We start from the raw sequence: 22218 nt of genomic DNA on the forward strand, positions 1-22218 counted from the left end.
TGCGGGGTTCGATAACGTAAACGCTCGATATGTCACGGAAACCGCGTGCAAAAGAGGTGTTGCTTTCGTGGTGTTTTTGGGCACACAAATGCCACGCTGTGGATCAGTGTCGTTGGTGTACCACAAAAATAGGCGCAAATCAATAATTTGCTTCGACCGTGGCCGCAACATCACATGGCAGCCAAAGAACCGCCTAAAAATTAGCCGCAGAAATACTGTCAAAATGCTTCGTGACAGGCCTCACGGCAAAAGGAGCAAAAAAATTTCGTTTCCAAACTGAAGAAACACGAAAGCCTCTTAAACTCTTCGTAATTCCACGCCAATATCCGATTCGACTGAAAAGGCAAAATCCGCAAATTGGCGATGCTTTTTTATATTAAAGTGTGATTTTTGGAGGAATCCACGTCAAATGGGCTACAGAAACAATCCAAAACGCGAAAAACAGATCGAAAAAGCGCGCCAGCAGGCAATTGCCGAAAATGTCCAATTTCTTGATCCGGGTATTCTTTATGGAAGGGCGAGCGCCGACGATATAGAATATTATTCCGCTGAGATGCTGGCTGCGAGCGCCGCTCACAGCTTCGAGGCGCTTTCGCACTGGACCGGAGACGCTCCGTACATCGACATCTCCCAGGTGGAGGGCGTTTCGCCGCGGGATATTCCGGTAACGGTCCTGACCATTATCGGCCGCAATATGCCCTTCCTTTACGATTCCGTCATGGGCGAGGTCACCAGCAGCTATCGCGGTCTTTACCTCGCGGTGCACCCGATCCTGGTGCGCGACGAAAGCGCGCAGGCAGGCTACCGTCTTGCGGAACCCGAGGATGATCCCGCTGAAAATATCAGCCTCATCCAGCTGCATATCGCGCCGCTCACGCCGCAAGCCGCCGCAGCGCTGGAAGAAAGACTGCGCTTCGTGCTGACGCAGGTTCAGCTCGCCTATCGCGACTGGCGGCCCATGCTAGCGAAACTCGACGAGGCGCTGGATGAATTGTCCAAGCGCGGCTCGTCACGGCGCAAGACCGAGCGTATGGAAGCCGTCGAATTCCTCAACTGGCTTCGCAACGACAATTTCACCTTCCTCGGCATGCGTGACTACACCTATTCCGGTAAGGGAAAGAACGCGAAGATCGAGCGCGGTGACGGCGTCGGCCTCGGCAGCCTCAGCGATCCGGATGTCCGCGTGCTGCGTCTCGGCAAGAATGCCGTGACGACGACGCCGGAAATCCTTGCCTTCCTCGACGGCCCGGATTTCCTCATCGTCACCAAGGCCAATGTGAAATCCATCGTGCACCGCCGCGCCTATATGGATTACATCGGCATCAAGCGCTTCGACGAGGACGGCAATGTCATCGGCGAACTGCGCATCGTCGGCCTCTTCACCGCCACCGCCTATACGCGCTCGGTCAAGCAGATACCGCTGCTGCGCGCCAAGGTGGCGGAAGTCGAGCGGCATTTCGGCTTCGATCCGAACAGCCACTCGGGGCGCATCCTGCAGAACACGCTGGAAGCCTATCCGCGTGACGATCTCTTCCAGATCGAAACCGATCTTCTGATCCGCTTCGTCGAGCAGATCATGGAACTGAGCGACCGGCCGCGCGTGCGCGTGCTTGCACGTATCGACCGTTTCGACCGTTTCGTTTCGGCCATCATCTTCGTTCCGCGCGAGGAGTATAATTCTTATGTGCGCGAGAAGATCGGCGATTATCTGAGCAGGGTCTATGACGGGCATATTTCCGCCTATTACCCCGCCTTCCCCGAAGGCGCCGTCGCCCGCGTCCACTTCATTGTCGGCCGAACGGAAGGCAAGACGCCGCGCATCGCCCAGGACAAGCTCGAAGACGCCGTCAGCGACATTGCGGCGCGCTGGATAGACCATTTCGTCGCCCTCTCCGAGCCGGGTGCACCGGTGCTGGAGGTCGATCAGGCCTATCAGGAAGCCTTCACGCCGGAAGAAGCGATCGGCGACATGCCGGATATTCTCGGTGCCGCGAAGGGCGAACCGGTCCGCATCGAATTTTACCAGCAGGAAGGTCAGTCGGCGGAGACGCTGTCGCTGAAGATTTTCCACCGCGACGGCCACCTGCCGCTTTCGCGCCGCGTGCCGCTGCTCGAAAATCTCGGTTTCAACGTCATCAGCGAACGCACCTTCGATATCGGCGTCGTTTCGGACAGCGAAAAGCGCGACATCGTGCTGCACGACATGGAACTGTCCGTCGCCAAGGGAACGACGCTCGATCTGCCGCACTATGCACAGAAACTCGAAGAAGCTTTCCTCGCCGCCTTCTCCGGCAAGGTCGACAATGACAATTTCAACCGCCTGATCCTCGCCTGCGGCCTCACCGTGCGCGAAGTCTCCGTGCTGCGCGCCTATGCGCGTTATCTCCGCCAGACCGGCATCGTCTATTCGCAGGAGCATATTTCCGAAACGCTCTATAAGTATCCGGCGATTTCCCGCAATATTTTCGCGCTGTTCAAGGCCGGCTTCGATCCGTCTGTCGATGAAAAGAAGCGGCTGAAGAAACTCGCCGAAATACACAAGGCAATCGAATCGGCATTGAGCGGTGTTCCCAATCTCGACGAGGACCGCACGCTCAGGCGTTACGTCAACGCCATCGACGCGACGCTGCGCACCAACTACTTCCAGAAAAATGCCGACGGCACCCCCCGTGACCTTCTGGCATTCAAGTTCGATCCGAAACATCTGGACGGCCTGCCCGATCCCCGCCCCTTCCGCGAAATCTTCGTTTACGGCACCGAGGTCGAAGGCGTGCATCTGCGCTTCGGCAAGGTCGCACGCGGCGGTCTGCGCTGGTCGGATCGCGGCCAGGATTACCGCACGGAAGTGCTCGGTCTCGTCAAGGCGCAACAGGTCAAGAATGCGGTGATCGTTCCGGTCGGCGCCAAGGGCGGCTTCTTCCCGAAGAATCTGCCGGCCGGCGGCTCCCGCGACGAGGTCTTCAATGCCGGCCGCGAGGCCTACAAGACCTATATCCGCACCCTGCTGTCCATCACCGACAATATCGTCGACGATGCCATCGTGCCGCCAGCCGACACGCTGCGGCTCGACGGTGACGACCCCTATTTCGTCGTCGCCGCCGACAAGGGAACAGCAACCTTCTCCGATACGGCAAACGGTCTTGCCCATGAGGCCGGTTTCTGGCTGGACGACGCCTTCGCATCGGGCGGTTCGGCCGGTTACGACCACAAGAAGATGGGTATTACCGCCCGTGGCGCCTGGGAAACGGTGAAACGCCATTTCCGTGAAATGGACACCGACATCCAGACCACCCCCTTCACGGTGGCGGGCGTGGGCGATATGTCCGGCGACGTTTTCGGCAACGGCATGCTGCTGTCGGAAAAGATCAGGCTTATCGCCGCCTTCGATCACCGCGATATTTTCATCGATCCGGACCCCGACACCGACGGGTCCTTTGCCGAACGCAAGCGGCTTTTCGAACTGCCGCGTTCCAGCTGGCAGGATTACGATCGTTCGGCCCTCTCCGCCGGCGCGATGATCATCTCGCGCTCCGAAAAATCGGTGACGCTGACACCGGAAGCTGTGGCCGCCATCGGCATCGACAAATCCGTCGCCACGCCCTTCGAGATCATGACGGCCATCCTGAAGGCGCCAACCGATCTTCTGTGGTTCGGCGGCATCGGCACTTACATCAAGGCGGCGGTGGAAACCAATGCCGAGGTGGGTGACAGAGCGAACGACCCCATCCGCGTCAACGCAACCGAGCTGCGCGCCAAGGTCATCGGCGAAGGCGCCAATCTGGGCATCACCCAGAAGGGGCGCATCGCCTATGCGCTTTCGGGCGGGCGATGCAATTCCGACGCCATCGACAACTCGGCTGGAGTGAACTCCTCGGACGTCGAGGTCAACATCAAGATCGCGCTTGCCTCCGCCGTTAACAGCGGTCGCCTGACGATGCCGAAACGCAACCAGCTTCTTGCTTCCATGACGCCGGAAGTGGCGCAGCTAGTACTGTGCAACAACTACCTGCAATCGCTGGCGATCTCGCTGACGGAGCGGCTGGGCCTTTCGAACCGCGAAGAACTCGGCCGCCTGATGAGCGCGCTGGAGGCGACTGGACAACTGAACCGCAAGGTCGAGACCCTGCCGAACAATGCCGAATTCAGCGAAAGATACGCCACCGGCAAACCGCTGACCCGGCCGGAAATCGGCGTGCTCCTCTCCTATGCCAAGCTCACCTTGTTCGATGCATTGGTGGCAAGCACGCTTCCCGACGAACCCTATCTCCAGCATCTTCTGGTCGATTATTTCCCGGCCAAGATGCAGAAGAACTACGCAGACGATATCAAATCGCATCGTCTGCACCGCGAAATCGTCGCCACCGCACTCGCCAATGCCGTCGTCAATCGCGGCGGCCCGGGCTTTGTGCAGAAACTTGCCGATGCGAGCGGCCTTCTGGCGGCCGACGTCGTTAAGGCTGCGGTGATCGTCGAGGATGGTTTCGGTCTCAAACGCCTGTGGAGCGAAGTCGACGCGCTTGACGGAAAGGTCGGCGGTGAAGTCCAGAACGGGCTTTATGCCACGATCACGCGCATCTTCTCGGATGCGAGCAGGCTTTACCTGCAAACCGGGAGCGCCGGTGCGACCGCAGGTGACATGGCGACCGAAATCGAGCGCCTGAAAACCGCCATCAAGACGCTATCGCCGGCAGCTGCGAAGTATCGTCGCGAACTCGGCGTCACGGAAATCGACGGCGTTCCCTCCGGTCTTCTGGAGGAACTCGATACGCTTTCCCTGCTCGTCTATGTGCCTGAGATCATGCGCATCGCCGAAAGCGCCGGCACCACGCTTGCCCGCGCCGCCGAAAGCTATGCCACCGTCTCGTCGACCTTCCGCGTCGCGCGTCTGCTGGATGCAAGCCAGCGCATCACACCGGCGGATCATTACGAGAGCCTGGCTCTCCTGCGCAGCCAGGACCAGATCTCCTCGTCGAGACGCCGGATCGTCATCTCCGCGCTGACCGAATATGCCAGGGAAAAGGATCCGGTTCAGGCCTGGTATGCGGCGGACCGCGTGCGGGTCAACCGCATCGTCTCCGAACTCGGCGCGCTCAGCGACAGCGGCGATACCAACCTTGCCCGTCTGACGGTCGCGGCCGGGCTGCTTGGCGATATTGTTCAGGCACGCTGATCGGCAGCCTCAAAAAACGCCATCCGGGTCCTCCCGGATGGCGCCAGACAAGACGGATGCACCCGCATCGCGCATTTTATTTCCCGATTTTCCGATAGGACGATGAATGACTGTCCCTTCCCCAAATGCGGAAACAGTAGTTGCCAAACGCGGCATCTGGGGCTGGGTGATGTTCGACTGGGCGGCGCAGCCGTTTTTCACGGTCGTCACGACCTTCGTTTTCGGGCCTTATTTCGTCGCACGGCTTACCGACGATCCGATTTCAGCGCAGGCGACATGGAGCAACATGGCGACGGTGTCTTCGATCATCATCGCCCTCTTCTCTCCCATTCTCGGCTCCATCGCTGACCAGTCTGGCGCACGCAAGCCGTGGATCGCCTTCTTTGCCGTCATCAAGATTGTTAGTCTATTTTCCCTGTGGTTTGCCGCACCCGGTTCGCCGCTCATCCTGCCAATCGTCTGTATGATCCTCGCCTCCATCGCGGCGGAATTTTCCATCGTCTTCAACGATTCCATGATGCCGCGCCTGACCAACCCACAAAATGTCGGGCGCATTTCCAATCTCGCCTGGGGGCTCGGTTATCTCGGCGGTATGGTGGTGCTGATTGCCGTGGTGACGCTTCTGGCCGCAAATCCACAGACCGGGGTGACCATCGCCGGTATCAAGCCTCTTTTCGGCCTCGATCCTGCAACCGGCGAGGATGCCAGAATAACCGGACCGCTCGCGGCGCTCTGGTATCTCATCTTCATTCTGCCGATGTTTCTTATCACTCCCGATGCTGAAAAGGGCTTGCCCTTCGCAGCCGCGATCCGCTCGGGATTGGGAGAACTAAAGATCACGCTGCGCGAGCTGCGCTACCGCCCCGTGCTGTTGCGGTTTCTGATTGCGCGCATGCTTTATCAGGATGGCGTCAATGGCGTTCTCATTCTCGGCGGGGCCTTCGCCGCCGGCATGTTCGGCTGGGCAACGATGGAAATCGGCCTCTTCGGCATCCTGCTCAATATCGTTGCCATCGCTGGCTGCTTTGCCGCCGGGCGCGTCGACCACAAGCTCGGGTCGCGCATCACCATCCTCATCAGTCTCGTGCTTCTGTTGCTGGCCACGCTCGGAATCGTCTCAACGGAAAAGGGCTCCACCCTTTTCGGGTGGATACAATTGTCGACCGCAGATAATGGCGGCATCTTCGCCACCGGCGCGGAAAAGGCCTATCTGCTTTATGGCGTTTTGATCGGCCTTGCCTTCGGCCCCGTTCAGGCCTCGTCACGATCTTATCTTGCCCGCAACATCACCGTGGCGGAGGCGGGCCGTTATTTCGGTATCTATGCGCTCTCCGGACGCGCCACCAGCTTCATGGCGACGCTGTCGTTTTCCATAGCAACCACAATAAGCGGCTCAGCCCATATCGGCATGGCGACGCTCATCGTATTTCTGGGATCAGGGTTCCTGCTGTTGCTGCGCGTGCCGGAAAGAACGGCAGGCTGAAAATCTGAAGCAAAAGCCGATGCGGTTTGCTGAAACCGGGCATCGGCCCGACAGGATCAAAGCTGATCGAGCTTTTGCTGCAATGCGCGCAACTGCGCCTTCAGCTCATCGATTTCGGATGCATTCGGCTTGCGGGTTTCCTTGGGCGCCTGCGGCATTGCGAAAGGTGTAAAACCCTGCATCGCCTGCCGGAACAGTTCTGTATTGCGACGGATCTGCTCTTCCATCATTTGCAGCGGCGCCTGAAAATTGCGGGCAAGCGAGCCATCACCGAAAGCCTTGGCCATATGCTCCTGCATCTGGCTCTGCTGGTCGGAAAAGGTCTTCATCGAATGTTCGAGAAATGTCGGCACGACCATCTGCATCTGGTCGCCGTAATAGGAGATCAATTGCCGCAGAAACGCCGTCGGCAGCAACGTATTGCCGGTTTTGGCCTCCTGTTCGACGATGATCTGCGTCAGCACCGCATGCGTGATGTCTTCGGAAGACTTGGCATCCTGAACCTTGAAATCCTCGCCGCGCTTGACCATCTGCGCCAGATCATCGAGCGTCACATAGGTGCTGGTGCCGGTGTTGTAGAGCCGCCGGTTAGCGTATTTTTTAATGATTGTTTCGCCGTCGTGTTTCGCCATGCCCGCCTCCTCGCGATGATGGTATTTTCTTGTTTTTTGGTCTTCTTGCTCTTCCCGGCGCAAAGTGTATGCGCAAAACGAGCCCTCTGACAAATGTTTTGTGCATCGCAACAGTTTGTTTTTTGCGCAGCAATTTTCCGCAAGATTTTAGTGTGATTTAGCAACATCTTTTAAAGCAACTTTCGCCATTTGACTTGTATTGAAAGCTTTGCCAGTCTCCGCCCGCAAGTGAGGAGAAAACTGATGACCCTGCCTTCAATCGTGATTGCCAGCGCCGCGCGCACAGCCGTCGGCTCTTTCAATGGCCACTTCGCCAATACGCCAGCCCACGAACTCGGGGCGACCGTCATCAGCGCTGTGCTGGAGCGTGCCGGTGTCGCGGCAAACGAAATCGATGAAGTCATTCTCGGTCAGGTCCTGACGGCGGGCGAGGGGCAGAACCCGGCGCGGCAGGCTGCCATGAAGGCCGGCATTCCACAGGAAGCGACCGCCTTCGGCCTCAATCAACTCTGCGGCTCCGGCCTGCGTGCCGTGGCCCTCGGCATGCAGCAGATCGCGACCGGCGACGCGAACATCGTCATTGCCGGCGGGCAGGAATCCATGTCCATGGCCCCTCACTGCGCCCATTTGCGCGGCGGCGTGAAGATGGGCGATTTCAAGATGATCGACACCATGCTGAAAGATGGCCTTACTGACGCCTTTTATGGCTATCACATGGGCATCACCGCTGAAAACATCGCCCGCCAATGGCAGCTTTCCCGCGACGAGCAGGACCAATTCGCCGTCGCATCGCAAAACAAGGCCGAAGCCGCGCAAAGCGCTGGCCGTTTTGCAGATGAGATCGTGGCTTTCACGGTGAAGGGCCGTAAAGCCGATATCGTCATTGATACAGATGAGCATATCCGCGCCGGAGCTTCGCTGGAAACCATGGCCAAGCTCCGCCCCGCCTTCGACAAGGAAGGGACGGTCACGGCCGGCAACGCCTCCGGTCTGAACGATGGCGCCGCCGCCACGCTTTTGATGTCGGAACAGGAAGCAGGAAAGCGCGGCATCAGGCCGCTCGCCCGTATCGCCTCCTGGGCGACAGCGGGTGTCGATCCGCAAATCATGGGCACCGGTCCCATCCCTGCCTCCCGCAAGGCGCTGGCCAAGGCCGGCTGGTCGATCAGCGATATTGGCCTTGTGGAAGCCAACGAAGCCTTTGCGGCCCAGTCCTGCGCCGTGGTGCGCGAACTTGGCCTTGATCCTGCTATCGTCAACGTCAATGGCGGGGCGATCGCCATCGGTCATCCGATCGGCGCCTCCGGCGCGCGCGTCCTCAACACCCTGATTTTCGAAATGCGCCGCCGTAACGTGTCGAAGGGTCTCGCAACGCTCTGCATCGGCGGCGGCATGGGTGTCGCCATGTGCATCGAAGCACTCTGAAACCGCCGCACGACTTGCCAAAAAGCAATTCCGGTTCAGCGCGCAATAGGGTAGAAGCGGCCTCCCATTGGCCGCATTTCTGTGGCCGGTGAGCACGACGAACAAGTTCTGCAAGATATGGAAGCATCCTCGCATATGCAGGCGCTTCAATGACAGGTCATGGAGGCCGATATGAGCCGGGTTGCGTTGATTTCCGGCGGGACGAGCGGCATAGGTGCCGCAATCGCCCGCGCCCTGCAGGCGGCCGGCTACCGGGTGGCCGTCAATTATGCCTTCACGACGGACAGGGCGGAAGCATTCCAGAAAGAAACCGGCATCCCCGCTTTTCAGTGGGACGTGCGCGACTATGACGCCTGCGTCAATGGCATAGCCAGGGTGGAAGAGACCTTCGGTCCCGTCGAGGTCCTCGTCAACAATGCCGGCATCACCCGCGATGCGATGTTCCATAAAATGTCGCCGCAGCAATGGCGCGAGGTGATCGACACCAACCTCACCGGCGTGTTCAACATGACCCACCCCGTATGGCCGGGCATGCGCGACCGCGGCTTTGGCCGCATCGTCAACATCTCCTCCATCAATGGCCAGAAAGGCCAGGCGGGACAGGCCAATTATTCCGCCTCCAAAGCGGGCGACATCGGCTTTACCAAGGCGCTCGCCCAGGAAGGCGCCAGCCGCAATATCACCGTCAACGCCATCTGCCCCGGCTACATCGGCACGGAGATGGTGAGAGCTATACCGGAGAAGGTTCTGGCGGAACGGATCGTGCCGCAAATTCCCATTGGACGGCTGGGTGAGCCGGAAGAAATCGCACGCTGCGTTCTGTTTCTGGTTTCCGACGAGGCCGGTTTCATCACCGGTTCCACCATGACGGCCAATGGCGGACAATATTTCGCCTGAGGGCCGTCGATCCTGACTTCCCGCCGGCCTGAACCAGTAAACTTTCCGTGATCTCAGCTTCGATAATTTCGCCGCGCACAAAAACTTGAAGATGAAACACTGGAATGACACGCAGCCTAAACTAATGAAAATACGATAGTTTTTGTATAGTTTAGAATGAGTCTAGAAATCCTTGGCGACTCATTAAGAGGTTTTTCTTGACATTTGCTGTCCTGTTTTGGTTTAAGAACGAAAACAACGTGTTGCGTCATACAGGCAGTCCATCATGCTGGTTTGCAGCTGCAATTACATCACCGATCACGATATCCGGGACGTCATCAACGAGCTCCTCGACGAGGACTGTTGGCAGCTCATCGTTCCTGCAAAAGTGTATCACGCCATGGAAAAACGCGGTCGCTGTTGCGGCTGTTTCCCCACCGTTGTCGACCTGATCATCAAAACCACTGAAGAATATCATGCCCGTCGCCACTCGACTGAGGCCGATGTTTTTGATTTTATGTCCCGCCTGAAGCAATTCCATGAAGAGAACAGGAGAGCGGACATTGAAAGGCGACAAAAAAGTCATCGAGCGGCTTAACGAGGCCCTTTTTCTCGAACTCGGTGCGGTAAACCAGTACTGGCTTCACTATCGTTTGCTGGAAGACTGGGGCTACACGAAGCTCGCCAAAAAGGAACGTGCTGAATCCATCGAGGAAATGCAGCACGCCGACAAGCTGGTCGCACGCATCATCTTCCTTGAAGGCCATCCCAACCTTCAGACCGTCGCGCCCCTGCGCATCGGCCAGAACGTCAAGGAAGTTCTGGAATCCGACCTTGCCGGCGAATATGACGCCCGCACCTCCTACAAGAAATCGCGTGATATCTGTTATGAGGCCGGAGACTACGTCTCCATGAAGCTTTTCGAAGAACTGCTGATCGACGAGGAAGGCCATATCGACTTTCTCGAAACCCAGCTCGAACTGCTCGGCAAGATCGGCGAGGAAAAATACGGCCAGCTCAACGCCGATTCCGCCAACGAAGCGGAATAAGCACTGGCGACAAAACAGAAAAGGCGGCCTTGGCCGCCTTTTTTATTTTCCGGAAAGGTGCTGGAACTCCGCCACGACCTGCTCGTATACGGCGCGCTTGAACGGTACGATGAGCTCCGGCAGGCTTTCCATCGGCTTCCAGTCCCACGCGTCGAATTCGGCCGTGTGCCCGGTCGGCGGCGGATCGATCTGGATCTCGCTTTCGTCGCCTTCGAAACGGAACGCAAACCAGCGCTGTGCCTGCCCGCGATATTTGCCCCTGAGACCGATACCGATCAGTTCGGGTGGCAGGTCATAGTGAATCCAGTCGCTCGCCTCCGCAAGCAGGCTCACCGTTTTCATGCCTGTTTCTTCGTAGAGTTCGCGAATGGCGGCCGTCAGAGGCCGTTCACCGTCATCGATGCCGCCCTGCGGCATCTGCCACAGATGCGGTGAGCCGTCATATTCGGAATTGCCTTCCTTGATGCGCCTGCCGGCCCAGACAAGGCCCTCGGCGTTCAGCACCATAATTCCCGCACAGGGACGGTAAGGCAAATCTTCTGCTTTGATTGTCATGGGAAACCCGCACTGTCTGAGCGCCAGAAATGGCCGCACGCAAGGTTTACTGCCCTGCCTGCCCGGAAACAAGCGCAGAAACACCGACAATCTCGATGCCGCGCCCGCCAGCCTCGCGCGACCACTTGGAGATCGCGGCAACGCTTTCATCGAAAGCCGAAGCAACGCCGATCGCCTGGCCGTTACGCCGTGCAATTCGCTCCAGTTCGTCCAGCTTGCGCAGAATGGCAGCTTCGGTGACTTCACTGTCGAGCAGAATATCGGCAAAACCCTGTGGCGCGGAAATCGCCTTGGCAATGCCGCCGCTCAGCGACTGCGCCGAAGAACCATCATCCAGAAACAGCAGGCCACGCTTGCCGATGTCGCGCATTACCGGCTCCAGCGCCGCCTGCTCGGCAAGGAAACGCCCGCCGAGATAATTCATGATGCCAGTGTAATTGGTGATCTTCGCCATGGAGCGATGCAGCCGGTCGATGTTGACCTTGGCGAGATCACCCGCCAGCAGGGTGTCCGGGCCGGGATTGGTGCCGGGGTAACCGAAAGGCTCAAGCGGTATCTGCAGGAGGATTTCATGTCCCTGTCGGCGCGCTTCCTGCATCCAGCGCTGCAGGCTGTTGCCGCTGGCGGCAAAACCGAGCGTCACCTCCGGCGGCAGCTCCCGGATCGCTTTTTGCGACCCCGTCTGGCTGAGACCCAGCCCGCCGACCACGATCGCCACCCGGGTGCCGCGTGCACCAGACCAGGGCCGCGCATATTGCTCCATCGGCCGCAAACCATCCGCACCGACAACCGGCAATTTGCCAAACGCGGTTTCTTCCAGCAGTTCCTCATTGGGTCGCGTCGCCATGCGCGGATCCTGACCATAGGTCTGGCCGCTCATCAGCACGGGCCCGTCACTCTCGCGCGGGCGGGGAGAGTAAACCGATACGACATTGCCGTCAGGCATCGTCTCGCGATTGATATTGGCGCCGGAGCGGCCGCTTTGCGGCTGGAGACCGGCGGCGTCGCCGGGAGTCGTTACATCGGCCGGTGCGATTTCAGGCGTCTTTTCGGCAAGCTGAGGCTGTGCATCCGGCCCGTTCGCCGTCTTCTGCAAATTGCCGGGCGAAAGCGCCGTATAGACCGACAGGCCGCCGATTGAGAAAACCGCAAGCACCGACAGAGCCATAATGACGGAAAAGCGCCGGTTGATACCGGCGCTTTTTTTCTGACGACCCAGAAGCGGTTTTCGCAGGTCCGAAGGCAATGAACGATCCGTCCAAACGGTTGGGCAATAGATGGAATGCGCCGGCTGACCGGCGCACTATCTTACTGCTTGTTGACCACAGCCTTTTCCGGGTTCGGCGGGAAAGACGGATCCGTCTTTGCGCCGCGCAACAGGTCCAGAGCATAGTTGAGCTGGATGTCATCCTTGGCTTCCGGCGGAACATAAGCGGAGGAACCCGAACCTTCGTCGGTTTCGCTCTGACCCTTGATGTGGCCGGAAAGACCGGATTCACCTTCGGTGGTCACCTTGCCCTGCAGCTCGGGCGGCAATGGCTGTTCGACCTTGATGTCAGGCTCAATGCCCGTACCCTGGATCGATTTACCCGACGGCGTGTAGTAGAGCGCCGTGGTCAGGCGCAGCGCGCCCGCCTCGCCGAGCGGAATGATCGTCTGGACCGAACCCTTACCGAAGGAACGCGTGCCGACCACGGTCGCACGGCGCAGATCCTGCAGGGCGCCGGCAACGATTTCCGAAGCCGAAGCCGAACCGCCGTTGACGAGCACGATTACGGGCTTGCCATCGGTCAGATCGCCTGCCGTCGCGTTGAAGCGGCGGGTCTCGTCAGGGTTACGGCCACGGGTCGAAACGACCTCGCCGCGCTCGAGGAAGGCGTCGGAGACATTGATCGCCTGATCGAGCAAACCGCCCGGGTTGAGGCGAAGGTCGAGCACATAGCCCTTCAGCTTGTCGGCCGGCACATCCGCCTTGATCTTCTTGATCGCCTTTTCGAGATCGTCATAGGTCTTCTCGGTAAAGGAGATGACGCGCAGATAACCGACATTGTCGCCCTCGACGCGGGACTTCACCGCGCGAACGGCAATGACATCGCGCATGACGGTGAATTCGAGCGGCTTGTCAGCGCCCTGGCGGATGATCGTCAGCTTGATCGGCGTTTTCACCGCGCCGCGCATCTTTTCGACCGCCTGTTCCAGCTTCAGGCCACGAACCGGCGTACCGTCAATTTCCGAAATGAAGTCGCCGGCGAGAATGCCTGCACGGGAAGCCGGTGTATCGTCGATCGGCGTAATGACCTTGACGAGCTCGTTCTCCATGGTCACTTCGATGCCGAGACCGCCGAATTCACCCTTGGTCTGGGTGCGCATGTCGTTGGCATCCTTGGCATTCATGAAGCTCGAATGCGGATCGAGCGAGCTCAGCATGCCGTTAATGGCATTTTCCACCAGCTTCTCGTCATCCGGCGGCGTCACATATTGTGCGCGCACGCGCTCGAACACATCGCCAAAGATCGACAGTTCCTTATAGGTCGAAGGCCCGGCCGCCTGTGCCGGCATGCTCGCCGAATAAATCACGCTCATCGCCGTGGCGCCCATAAGCCCACCGATAAGGAGAAGCGAAACCTTACGAATCATTGTGCGCCCTTCCGGTATTTTTTGCGGTCCACCACGGCTGAGAATCAACCGGTACACCATCTTTCCTGAACTCAATGTAGAGCGTTGGCCTGTCGGTTTCCAGCGCCAATGCTGCTGCACTCGCTACTCTTTTTGCACCCATGGAGGCGATGGGCTCTCCGGAGAACACGAACATTCCCTGCCGCGTCCTCACATTGTCCATGCCCGTCATCACCACATGATATCCATCACCCGTATTGAGGATGATCATCCGGCCATAACTGCGAAAATCTCCGGCAAACACCACGAAGCCGTCTGCAGGCGCCGTCACGATGGCTTCCGGTCCGCTCGCGACGACAATTCCCTTGGAAAAGTGGCCCGTTCCGTCCGCATCGCCGAAGCGCCGCAACACTTCGCCGGTAACCGGCAGCTCCAGCTTTCCCTTCAAACTCGCGAACGGATATGCGGGCGCAATACGGTTTTTATCGGGCATTCCAGCCTCGGCCGCGGCCCGCTCCTTTTCGCGTTCCGCTTCCGAAAGACGGGCCAGACGCTGCTCTTCCGCCCGCGCCTTTTCCATAGCCTCCCGCACCGAGGTAATCTCGCCTTCAAGCGAACTGACCAGCCCCTCGAGGCTCGTCGCCTTGCTTGCAAGCTCCTCAGATCGCTTGCGTTCCGCCTCCAGCTCCGCCGCCGTCTGGGTGTTCTTGCGGTCATTTTCGGCAATCAGCAGGTCGAGGCGTTTTTCCTCTTCCAGACTTGCCGTCATCATACCCGTAAGATCGTCCTTTTCGCGAGCGATTGCCTGTCTCAGATCGGTCAATTCTTTGAGAGCGGCAACCAGCTTGTCGGTTTCACCGCGAATACCGGGCACAACGGCGCCGAGAAGAATGGCGCTTCGCACGGACGCCAGCGCATCCTCCGGCGAGACGAGAAGGGCGGGGGGCGGGTTTCGGCCCATGCGCTGCAACGCCGCCAGAACCTCCGCCAGCACGCCGCGTCTTTCCCGCAGCGACGCCTTGACGCCATCCTCCCGCACGGAAAGCTTGGCCAGGCGATCCTCACCGTCGCTGATCTTGGTTTCCAGCGCCTTGCGCCGGGCAGCCGATGCGATCAGCTCTTCCCGGATGCGGGCGCTGTCCTGATTGAGGGACGCGATGCTTTCCTCAAGCTTCCTTGTCTTGTCTTCCGAAAGACCGATGCTGTCGACCAGCTCCTCCAGATCCTGCCGGTTCTGGTCGCGGCGCTTCTCCAGCGTTTGCAGCGCATCCGGCGACGAATCATCGCCTGCGGCCGGAACGGCGCCCGCATCGTCGCGCGAATAGGTTGGACCGATGCCCATGACGAAAGCAGCAATAACCGCGCCCGCAAGGGCAGCGTGCCGTTTTCGTTGAGGCCTATTGTCCATGTGAACTTTCTTTGATGCCGAAGCAGAAGCGCCGATATTAGGGATTTTACCGCGATCTTCCAAGAGGCCTGGAAAGGCCGCTGCCAAAGCCGTGCGCTGTCAGCGGTGTCGCGAAGCTTCATGTTGAAATTGAGACAATTCTCCGAATCGAAACCCAATCAAACGCGATGATAGGGATGACCGGAGAGGATCGTGACGGCACGGTAAAGCTGCTCGGCGATCAGGATACGAACGATCTGATGCGGCCATGTCAGCTTGCCGAGATTGAGAACGGCCGCCGCCTTGTCGTAGAGCGCGGGATCGAGCCCATCGGCTCCGCCTATGGCGATCACGAGGTCTCGCTTGCCGCTATCGCGCAAATCGCCAAAGAATGAAGCAAAGGCGGGACTGTCCAGCGCCTTTCCGCGCTCGTCCAGCAGCACGAGGGCAGCACCATCGGCCAAATGTTTTTCCAGCATCGCGGCTTCTTCGCGCTTGCGGGTCTCCGCATTGGAAGCGCGGCTTTCGGCAACCTCGATCACCCGCGAAAACTCCAGCCCGATCGCCGGGCCGGTCTTTGCCAGGCGCTCGATATAACGGGCCGCAAGATCCTTTTCGGGGCCGGATTTCAGCCGTCCCACCGCAAAAATTGAAATCCGCATCGCAAACCTGCATTCGTCGTGACCCAACAGGGTCACGCTCTTAACAGCATAGCCTGCGGATTCCTATGCGGCCGGCCTGATTTCCGGCCAGAGGCACCGTTTCCGAAGTCAGATATGATCTTCGGCAAAAGCGATGCACTCGCTCAAAGGCTCACCGCATCAATGCAGCGTCTCTTCCGGCATGTCCGGCGTCGCCCACATTTTTTCAATGTTGTAGAAGGCGCGGATTTCCGGTCGGAACACGTGAACGATGATGTCGCCGGTATCGATCAGCACCCAGTCTCCGGTCTCGAGACCTTCGACGCGGGCGTTTCCGAACCCTTCATCCTTCATGTCCTTGAGAAGATGCTCGCAAATCGCCGAAACATGCCTGTTCGACCGCCCGGAGACCACGACCATGTAGTCCGCAAGCGCCGATTTTCCGGCAATGTTGAGAGAGACAATATCTTCAGCCTTGGAGTCCTCGAGGCTCGCGAGGACGGTTTCGAGGGCATGGCCGGCGGCATCGGCGCCACTGTCCTGGCCCTTCGGGATAGCAACAAATGCTCTTCCCTTGGCGTGTACTGTTGTCAGAGGTTTTCCTTTCCAAGAATGACAAAACAGGTACTGGCGACGCGATTCTCTGCGTCACACAATAAAGGTGGCATCAAAGCATTAACTTTTCAAGATATGGACCCATCGACACCCGACACATACATCATTTGTGATCGAAGGCGTCATTTACGACCGTTGCGCAACGCCGTGGAGCTGAGCGTCGAGCGCGGACCGTGAATGAAAACCCAGGCAGGGGCCGCTTTTTTCCACAAAACACCGGCATCGTCCTCATCCACCCGTGCATGGCTGAAGGCCTGCGCCATGGTGGAGGAGAGATAAGAGAGCGTGGAGCCTGGCCGATCGATCACGGCAATCGGAAATGTCTCGGCGATCCGCCGCCATTTCTGCCAGCGATGGAAGCTTTTCAGATTATCCGCTCCCATGATCCAGATGAAACGGACATGCGGATTTTTCGCCTTCACCTTGGCGAGCGTATTGGCCGTATAGCTCATCCCCAGTGATTTTTCGAAGGCCGTCACCTTGATGCGCGGATCGTGGACCAGCTTTTCGCAGGCGGCGATGCGATCTTCCAGAGACGACAGGTCTGAGCGGCTTTTCAGCGGGTTGCCCGGTGTAACGATCCACCACAGCTGATCGAGACCGAGCCTGCGCAGCGCAATCTCTGCAACAAGCGCGTGACCGGCATGTGGCGGATTGAAAGAACCACCGAACAGGCCGACAACCATGCCGCGCTCCACATGCGGCATGGTGAGATAACGTCTGTCGAGGCGCTTGTCAGCCGGCAAATATCAGGTCCGTGTCTGGCCGGTGCCATGCACACGGTATTTAAACGAGGTGAGCTGCTCGACGCCCACCGGGCCGCGCGCATGCATCTTACCCGTGGCAATGCCGATTTCAGCACCCATGCCAAACTCGCCGCCGTCCGCGAACTGCGTGGAGGCATTGTGCAGCAGAATGGCCGAATCGAGTTCGTTGAAGAAACGCGCGACCACATCGGGATCCTCGGCGATAACCGCCTCGGTGTGGTTGGACGAATAGGTGCCGATATGCTCGATCGCGCCTGAAATACCCTCCACCACGGCGACCGAAATGATCGCATCGAGATATTCGGTGCGCCAGTCCTCTTCCGTTGCCGGTGCGAGACCCGCCACCACGTCGCGAACGGCCTGCGAACCGCGCACTTCGCAGCCAGCTTCGATCAAAGCTTCGACGAGCGGCGCAAGATGGGTGGAAACGGCAGCGGCATCCACCAGCAGCGTCTCAGCCGCCCCACAAATACCGGTGCGACGCATCTTGGCGTTGACGACGATACGTTTCGCCATGTCGAGATCGGCCGATTTGTCGATGTAGACATGACAAATGCCGTCCAGATGCGCGAAGACCGGCACACGGGCTTCCGACTGCACCCGCGCCACGAGGCTTTTGCCGCCGCGTGGCACGATGACGTCAACCGTGCCGTTCAGGCCGCTGAGAAGCGCGCCGACAGCGGCGCGGTCGGTCACCGGCACCAGCTGAATGGCATGCTCGGGAAGACCGGCTATCTTCAGACCTTCCACGAGGCAGGCATGGATAGCACGCGATGAATGCTGAGAATCCGAGCCGCCACGCAGAATGACGGCATTGCCCGCCTTGAGGCACAAAGCGCCGGCATCCGCCGTCACGTTTGGGCGGCTTTCGTAGATCACACCGATGACGCCGAGCGGCGTGCGCACGCGCTCGATCTTCAGCCCATTCGGACGATCCCAGGCGGCGATGACTTCGCCGACCGGATCGGGCAGCGCCGCAACCGAACGGATGCCTTCGGCAATACCGGCGATCCTTGCATCGTTGAGGGTCAGCCTGTCCACGAAGGAAGCGGCAAGGCCTGCGCTTTCCGCCGCAGCCAGATCTTTCCTGTTGGCGGCAAGGATCGCATCCCTGGATGCCTCGATGGCGGAGGCCATGGCAAGCAGCGCGCGGTTCTTCTGGTCTGTACCGGCGATGGACAACGGTCGCGAAGCAGCTTTCGCCTGAGCGCCGATGGTCATCATCAGCGCGTCAATATCATGGCTCTGCTTCACGGCCTGTTCAGGCATGGACCTCATCCTTCTTTGCATTTTTAACTTTGACGGCAGCGCCCGTCATCACCAGATCGTCACGATGAATCATGGCCGCCCGCCCGACATAACCGAGGATCGCCTCGATCTCGTTGGACTTGTGACCGATGATAAGGCGCGCCTCTTCAGCATCGTAACCCGCAAGACCACGAGCGACTTCACGGCCTTCCGCACCGATAATGGCGATTGCATCACCACGGCCGAAATTGCCCTTCACCAGTCGCACACCCGCCGGAAGCAGGCTTTTTCCGGCATAAAGAGCCTTCTCCGCACCGGCATCCACATGGATTTCGCCGGCCGGCTGCAATTGCCCGGCAATCCAGGTCTTGCGCGCCGTCACCGGCGTGCCCGAAGGCGCAAACCATGAGGAGCGCGCGCCGTTTTCAATAGCCTTCAAAGGATTAAGCGTCTTGCCGGAAGCGATGATCATGCCGCAGCCGGCAGCCGTCGCGATCTTGCCCGCGTCGATCTTGGTGCGCATACCGCCGCGTGAAAGCTCGGATGCCGCACCGCCTGCCATGGCCTCGATGTCTGGCGTAATATCGGCAATTGTCTCAAGGAATTTCGCGTCGGGATCGAGATGCGGCGGAGCCGTGTAAAGCCCGTCAATATCCGAAAGCAGCACCAGAAGATCGGCGCCCGTCATGGTCGCCACACGCGCCGCCAGACGGTCATTGTCGCCATAGCGGATTTCGGTGGTCGCCACGGTATCGTTTTCATTGATGATCGGGATAGCGCCGATCTTCAGCAACTGGTTGATGGTGGCGCGCGCATTGAGATAACGGCGACGCTCTTCGGTATCGGAGAGCGTCAGAAGAATCTGGCCGGCGACGATCTCATGCCGCGACAGGCTTTCCGACCATGCCCGCGCCAGCGCGATCTGGCCGACAGCCGCCGCCGCCTGGCTTTCTTCCAGCTTCAATGCACCGGAAGGCAGGCCAAGCACGGTGCGGCCAAGCGCGATGGCGCCCGACGACACAACCTGCACATCCGCGCCATTTTTCTTCAGCGCGGCGATATCCTCGCAGATGGCGTCGAGCCAGTCTTTCTTGAGACCGGTCTTCCGGTCCACCAGAAGCGCCGACCCGATCTTGATGACGATCCGGTGATGGCTCGCCAGCGGCTTGCGCGTCAGGCTCATAGACGGTCGTCCTCTTCCTCGGCCTCGCTGTCCTCATGCGGCATCGACCGGTCGGGCAGGGCGGTTTCGCCACCATTGCTCGCCGAGACGATGACATCGCGAAGGGCGCGAAGGGCTTCCGTCATGCCAATATGCGCGGCAGCGGACAAAAGAAGCGGCGGGCGACCACAGGCCTTCTCCAGCTCCTTGGCCTTCTTTTTCAGTTCCTTTTCATCCAGCACGTCGATCTGCGACAGCGCCACGATTTCCGGTTTGTCGGTCAGCCCGCCGCCATAGGCGTCCAGCTCGGCCTTAACGGTCTTATAGGCCTTGCCGACCTTTTCTTCCTGCGCGGAAACGAGATGCAGAAGCACACGGGTACGCTCCACATGGCCGAGGAAACGGTCACCGATGCCCACACCCTCATGCGCGCCTTCGATGAGGCCGGGAATATCGGCCAGCACGAATTCACGGCCATCGATTGTCGCGACGCCTAGGTTCGGATGCAGCGTGGTGAAAGGATAGTTGGCAATCTTCGGTCGCGCGCGGGTAACTGTCGCAAGGAAAGTGGACTTACCCGCATTCGGAAGGCCAACGAGACCCGCATCAGCGATCAGCTTCAGCCGCAGCCAGACAGTTTTTTCCTCGCCTGCAAGGCCGGGATTGGCGTGCGTCGGCGCCTGATTGGTCGACGACTTGAAATAGGCATTGCCGAAGCCGCCGTTGCCGCCGGCGGCAAGGCGAAAACGCTGGCCTTCCTTGGTAAGGTCAACGATCAGCGTCTCATTGTCTTCCTCGAAGATCTGTGTACCGACGGGCACCTTCAGCACCACATCCGAGCCCTTGGCGCCGGTGCGGGTCTTGCCCATGCCGTGCTGTCCGATCGAGGCCTTGAAATGCTGCTGGAAACGGAAATCGATCAGCGTGTTGAGGCCGTTGACCACCTCAACCCAGACATCGCCGCCGCGTCCGCCATCGCCACCGTCAGGACCGCCGAATTCGATGAATTTTTCGCGCCGGAAGGAAACGGCGCCCGCGCCACCGTCACCGGACTTGATATAGACTTTTGCTTCATCGAGAAATTTCATCGGACTGCCGTTCTGTCGGTTTGCGGACGCAACAATCTTGCCATTGCGTCGAACAAAAATATCGTCGTTTCGAATACAAGCGCTTCTCCGCAAGGTCAAAGACTATCGTGCGGGAAGCCCATGCGCGACACAAGGCCGGTTTGGATCAAACCGGCCTTGTAATGCTCCTCAAGTACGATGCGGCGGAATGAAATCTTCAGCCGTGATCATCGTATCGATATGCGCCACCATGGCGGCGCGCGCCGTGGCATAGATTTGGTGGCAGCCGGTCACCCGGAAGCCAAGTTTCTCCTGCACACGCAGCGAAGCGGGGTTATCCGCAAACACGCCGGAATGCAGAACCACTCCGGGCATACGGCGGAAGAACCGCTCGACCACGGCGGCCACCGCCTCGGTCATGTAACCCTTGCCCCAGTAGAAGCGGTTCAGCCAGTAGCCGAGATGCCACTCGCCGTGCCGCAATTCCACCGAGACGACGCCAATCAGAGTGTCGTCACCGCTGGTAATGGCGAAATCCCAGTCGGGCAGCGTGCCAGAGGTGCGCAAGACCAGCCATTCCAGCGCATCCTGCTTGTGGTAGGGCGCCGGGACGCGGGCCAACATTCTGGTCACGGCGAAATCGCCAAGCGATTCCGCAATGCTGCCGGCATCGGAAAGCCGCTGCGGCCGCAGCACCAGACGCTTTGTGTCGATGACAGGGCAGGGGCCGGGCGGCGCCACGGCAGTGGCGGCGCGGCGACGGGTAAGCTCTATCGTGCTCATCCCATATCCCCCCAGCTCTTCAGCGAAACCCAGGTCTTGCGGTCCAGCCTGTACCATTCGACCGGCACCATGCCGCCAAGCGCCAGCGAACCGACCATGCCGGAGCCCTGGAACTGGAAACCGCATTTCTGGATGACGCGGCGCGACGCGATGTTGGTGACCCGGCAACGGGCATCGATCTGGTCGATTTCACGCGTGCGGAAGGCCATGTCGATCAGCGCATGCGCGGCTTCCGTCATGTAACCCCGGTTCCAGTAGGGTTCCCCCAGCCAGTAACCGATTTCCAGCGTCTTTTCGTCTTCCTGGGGTTCGAGCGCGCAGCAGCCCAGAAACTCGCCATTGTCCATGCGGGTAATCGCATAGACGCACTTGCCAATCTCGCCAGCTTTGGAGCGTCGCACAAAATCCGCGGCGTCTTTGGCCGTGTAAGGGTGCGGCATACGCGACACCATGGTCGCGATATTGGCATTGTTGGCAAGATGGGCAAGGGCGTCGATGTCTTCTTCGTGAGGCTTACGCAAAACCAGCCTCTGCGACAGTAAAACGGGGCAATCGCTCCTCGACCGATCGGGCCTCGGCCGCTCTTCGGGTGACCGTGATTGGTCGACCCTCAACAATTCAGCTTGCATGGTTCAGTCCCTCCTTGGGGTTAAAGAAAAAGGGGAGTTGGGTGGTGCCCCATCTCCCCTGTTTTCTTGACTGAACCTGATACGTCTCAGCCGGGTCGATGGGACACCGGCTG

19 protein-coding genes are annotated in these 22218 nt (G+C 59.3%); 6 read left to right on the top strand and 13 right to left on the bottom strand.

Translation table 11 applies throughout. From position 1 onward, the window contains the following. Positions 1-409: 409 nt before the first annotated feature. Both PIB16_RS10320 and PIB16_RS10325 read left to right on the top strand, forming a co-directional pair. On the top strand, positions 410-5170 hold the full coding sequence (locus PIB16_RS10320; RefSeq protein ID WP_271045565.1) for an NAD-glutamate dehydrogenase: 4761 nt from the start codon (positions 410-412) through the stop codon (positions 5168-5170). A gap of 106 nt (positions 5171-5276) precedes the next feature. Continuing rightward, the gene (locus tag PIB16_RS10325) at positions 5277-6653 is read left to right on the top strand and encodes an MFS transporter (protein ID WP_174039744.1); all 1377 of its coding nucleotides are present in this window, start codon (positions 5277-5279) and stop codon (positions 6651-6653) included. Between the two features lie 56 nt (positions 6654-6709). Here the strand turns inward: PIB16_RS10325 and phaR are convergent, their stop codons facing one another. Next, a complete protein-coding gene (gene phaR, locus PIB16_RS10330) occupies positions 6710-7285 on the bottom strand; it encodes a polyhydroxyalkanoate synthesis repressor PhaR (protein WP_003520279.1) in 576 nt (191 codons plus the stop codon). 243 nt (positions 7286-7528) lie between these two features. Here phaR and PIB16_RS10335 point away from each other — a divergent pair, with 243 nt between their 5' ends. From PIB16_RS10335 to bfr, 4 genes are all read left to right on the top strand, one after another. Continuing rightward, positions 7529-8710, top strand: coding sequence for an acetyl-CoA C-acetyltransferase (locus tag PIB16_RS10335; protein ID WP_080856879.1), 1182 nt, complete (start codon positions 7529-7531; stop codon positions 8708-8710). Between the two features lie 171 nt (positions 8711-8881). Then, complete coding sequence (phbB, locus tag PIB16_RS10340; RefSeq protein WP_125145364.1) at positions 8882-9607, top strand: acetoacetyl-CoA reductase; 726 nt, start codon at positions 8882-8884, stop codon at positions 9605-9607. Between the two features lie 265 nt (positions 9608-9872). Then, positions 9873-10184, top strand: coding sequence for a (2Fe-2S)-binding protein (locus tag PIB16_RS10345; RefSeq protein WP_003505234.1), 312 nt, complete (start codon positions 9873-9875; stop codon positions 10182-10184). Then, the gene (bfr, locus tag PIB16_RS10350) at positions 10150-10635 is read left to right on the top strand and encodes a bacterioferritin (RefSeq protein ID WP_003520274.1); all 486 of its coding nucleotides are present in this window, start codon (positions 10150-10152) and stop codon (positions 10633-10635) included. The genes PIB16_RS10345 and bfr overlap by 35 nt, the downstream gene beginning before the upstream one ends. A 42-nt stretch (positions 10636-10677) precedes the next feature. Here the strand turns inward: bfr and PIB16_RS10355 are convergent, their stop codons facing one another. The 12 genes from PIB16_RS10355 to PIB16_RS10410 form a co-directional block, all read right to left on the bottom strand. After that, positions 10678-11190 carry an RNA pyrophosphohydrolase gene (locus tag PIB16_RS10355; RefSeq protein WP_020811992.1) on the bottom strand — a complete coding sequence of 171 codons (513 nt, stop codon included), beginning with the start codon at positions 11188-11190 and terminating at the stop codon, positions 10678-10680. 46 nt (positions 11191-11236) lie between these two features. Further along, a complete protein-coding gene (locus PIB16_RS10360) occupies positions 11237-12436 on the bottom strand; it encodes a divergent polysaccharide deacetylase family protein (RefSeq protein WP_078052303.1) in 1200 nt (399 codons plus the stop codon). 62 nt (positions 12437-12498) lie between these two features. Continuing rightward, the gene (locus PIB16_RS10365; RefSeq protein WP_065656868.1) at positions 12499-13827 is read right to left on the bottom strand and encodes a S41 family peptidase; all 1329 of its coding nucleotides are present in this window, start codon (positions 13825-13827) and stop codon (positions 12499-12501) included. Further along, positions 13817-15214: a murein hydrolase activator EnvC family protein gene (locus tag PIB16_RS10370; RefSeq protein WP_080857110.1), complete on the bottom strand. Its 1398-nt coding sequence runs from the start codon at positions 15212-15214 to the stop codon at positions 13817-13819. Before PIB16_RS10370 ends, PIB16_RS10365 begins: the two co-directional genes overlap by 11 nt. A 158-nt stretch (positions 15215-15372) precedes the next feature. Further along, complete coding sequence (gene rlmH, locus PIB16_RS10375; protein ID WP_078052301.1) at positions 15373-15855, bottom strand: 23S rRNA (pseudouridine(1915)-N(3))-methyltransferase RlmH; 483 nt, start codon at positions 15853-15855, stop codon at positions 15373-15375. A 159-nt stretch (positions 15856-16014) separates the two neighbouring features. Beyond that, positions 16015-16458: a ribosome silencing factor gene (rsfS, locus tag PIB16_RS10380; protein WP_035236703.1), complete on the bottom strand. Its 444-nt coding sequence runs from the start codon at positions 16456-16458 to the stop codon at positions 16015-16017. 113 nt (positions 16459-16571) lie between these two features. Then, on the bottom strand, positions 16572-17156 hold the full coding sequence (locus PIB16_RS10385; RefSeq protein WP_434782048.1) for a nicotinate-nucleotide adenylyltransferase: 585 nt from the start codon (positions 17154-17156) through the stop codon (positions 16572-16574). A gap of 42 nt (positions 17157-17198) precedes the next feature. Beyond that, positions 17199-18485, bottom strand: coding sequence for a glutamate-5-semialdehyde dehydrogenase (locus PIB16_RS10390; RefSeq protein WP_271045567.1), 1287 nt, complete (start codon positions 18483-18485; stop codon positions 17199-17201). Further along, positions 18478-19647: a glutamate 5-kinase gene (proB, locus tag PIB16_RS10395; RefSeq protein WP_078052300.1), complete on the bottom strand. Its 1170-nt coding sequence runs from the start codon at positions 19645-19647 to the stop codon at positions 18478-18480. The genes PIB16_RS10390 and proB overlap by 8 nt, the downstream gene beginning before the upstream one ends. After that, positions 19644-20714: a GTPase ObgE gene (gene obgE / locus PIB16_RS10400; protein WP_035265258.1), complete on the bottom strand. Its 1071-nt coding sequence runs from the start codon at positions 20712-20714 to the stop codon at positions 19644-19646. Before obgE ends, proB begins: the two co-directional genes overlap by 4 nt. A gap of 168 nt (positions 20715-20882) precedes the next feature. Continuing rightward, positions 20883-21476, bottom strand: coding sequence for a GNAT family N-acetyltransferase (locus PIB16_RS10405; protein WP_271045568.1), 594 nt, complete (start codon positions 21474-21476; stop codon positions 20883-20885). Next, positions 21473-22105 (bottom strand): GNAT family N-acetyltransferase, encoded by a 633-nt coding sequence (locus PIB16_RS10410; protein ID WP_003505256.1) that lies wholly within the window; start codon positions 22103-22105, stop codon positions 21473-21475. The genes PIB16_RS10405 and PIB16_RS10410 overlap by 4 nt, the downstream gene beginning before the upstream one ends. Positions 22106-22218 lie beyond the last annotated feature (113 nt).

It is taken from the genome of Agrobacterium sp. ST15.13.015, from assembly GCF_027871645.1.
GTDB classification, from domain to species: domain Bacteria; phylum Pseudomonadota; class Alphaproteobacteria; order Rhizobiales; family Rhizobiaceae; genus Agrobacterium; species Agrobacterium leguminum.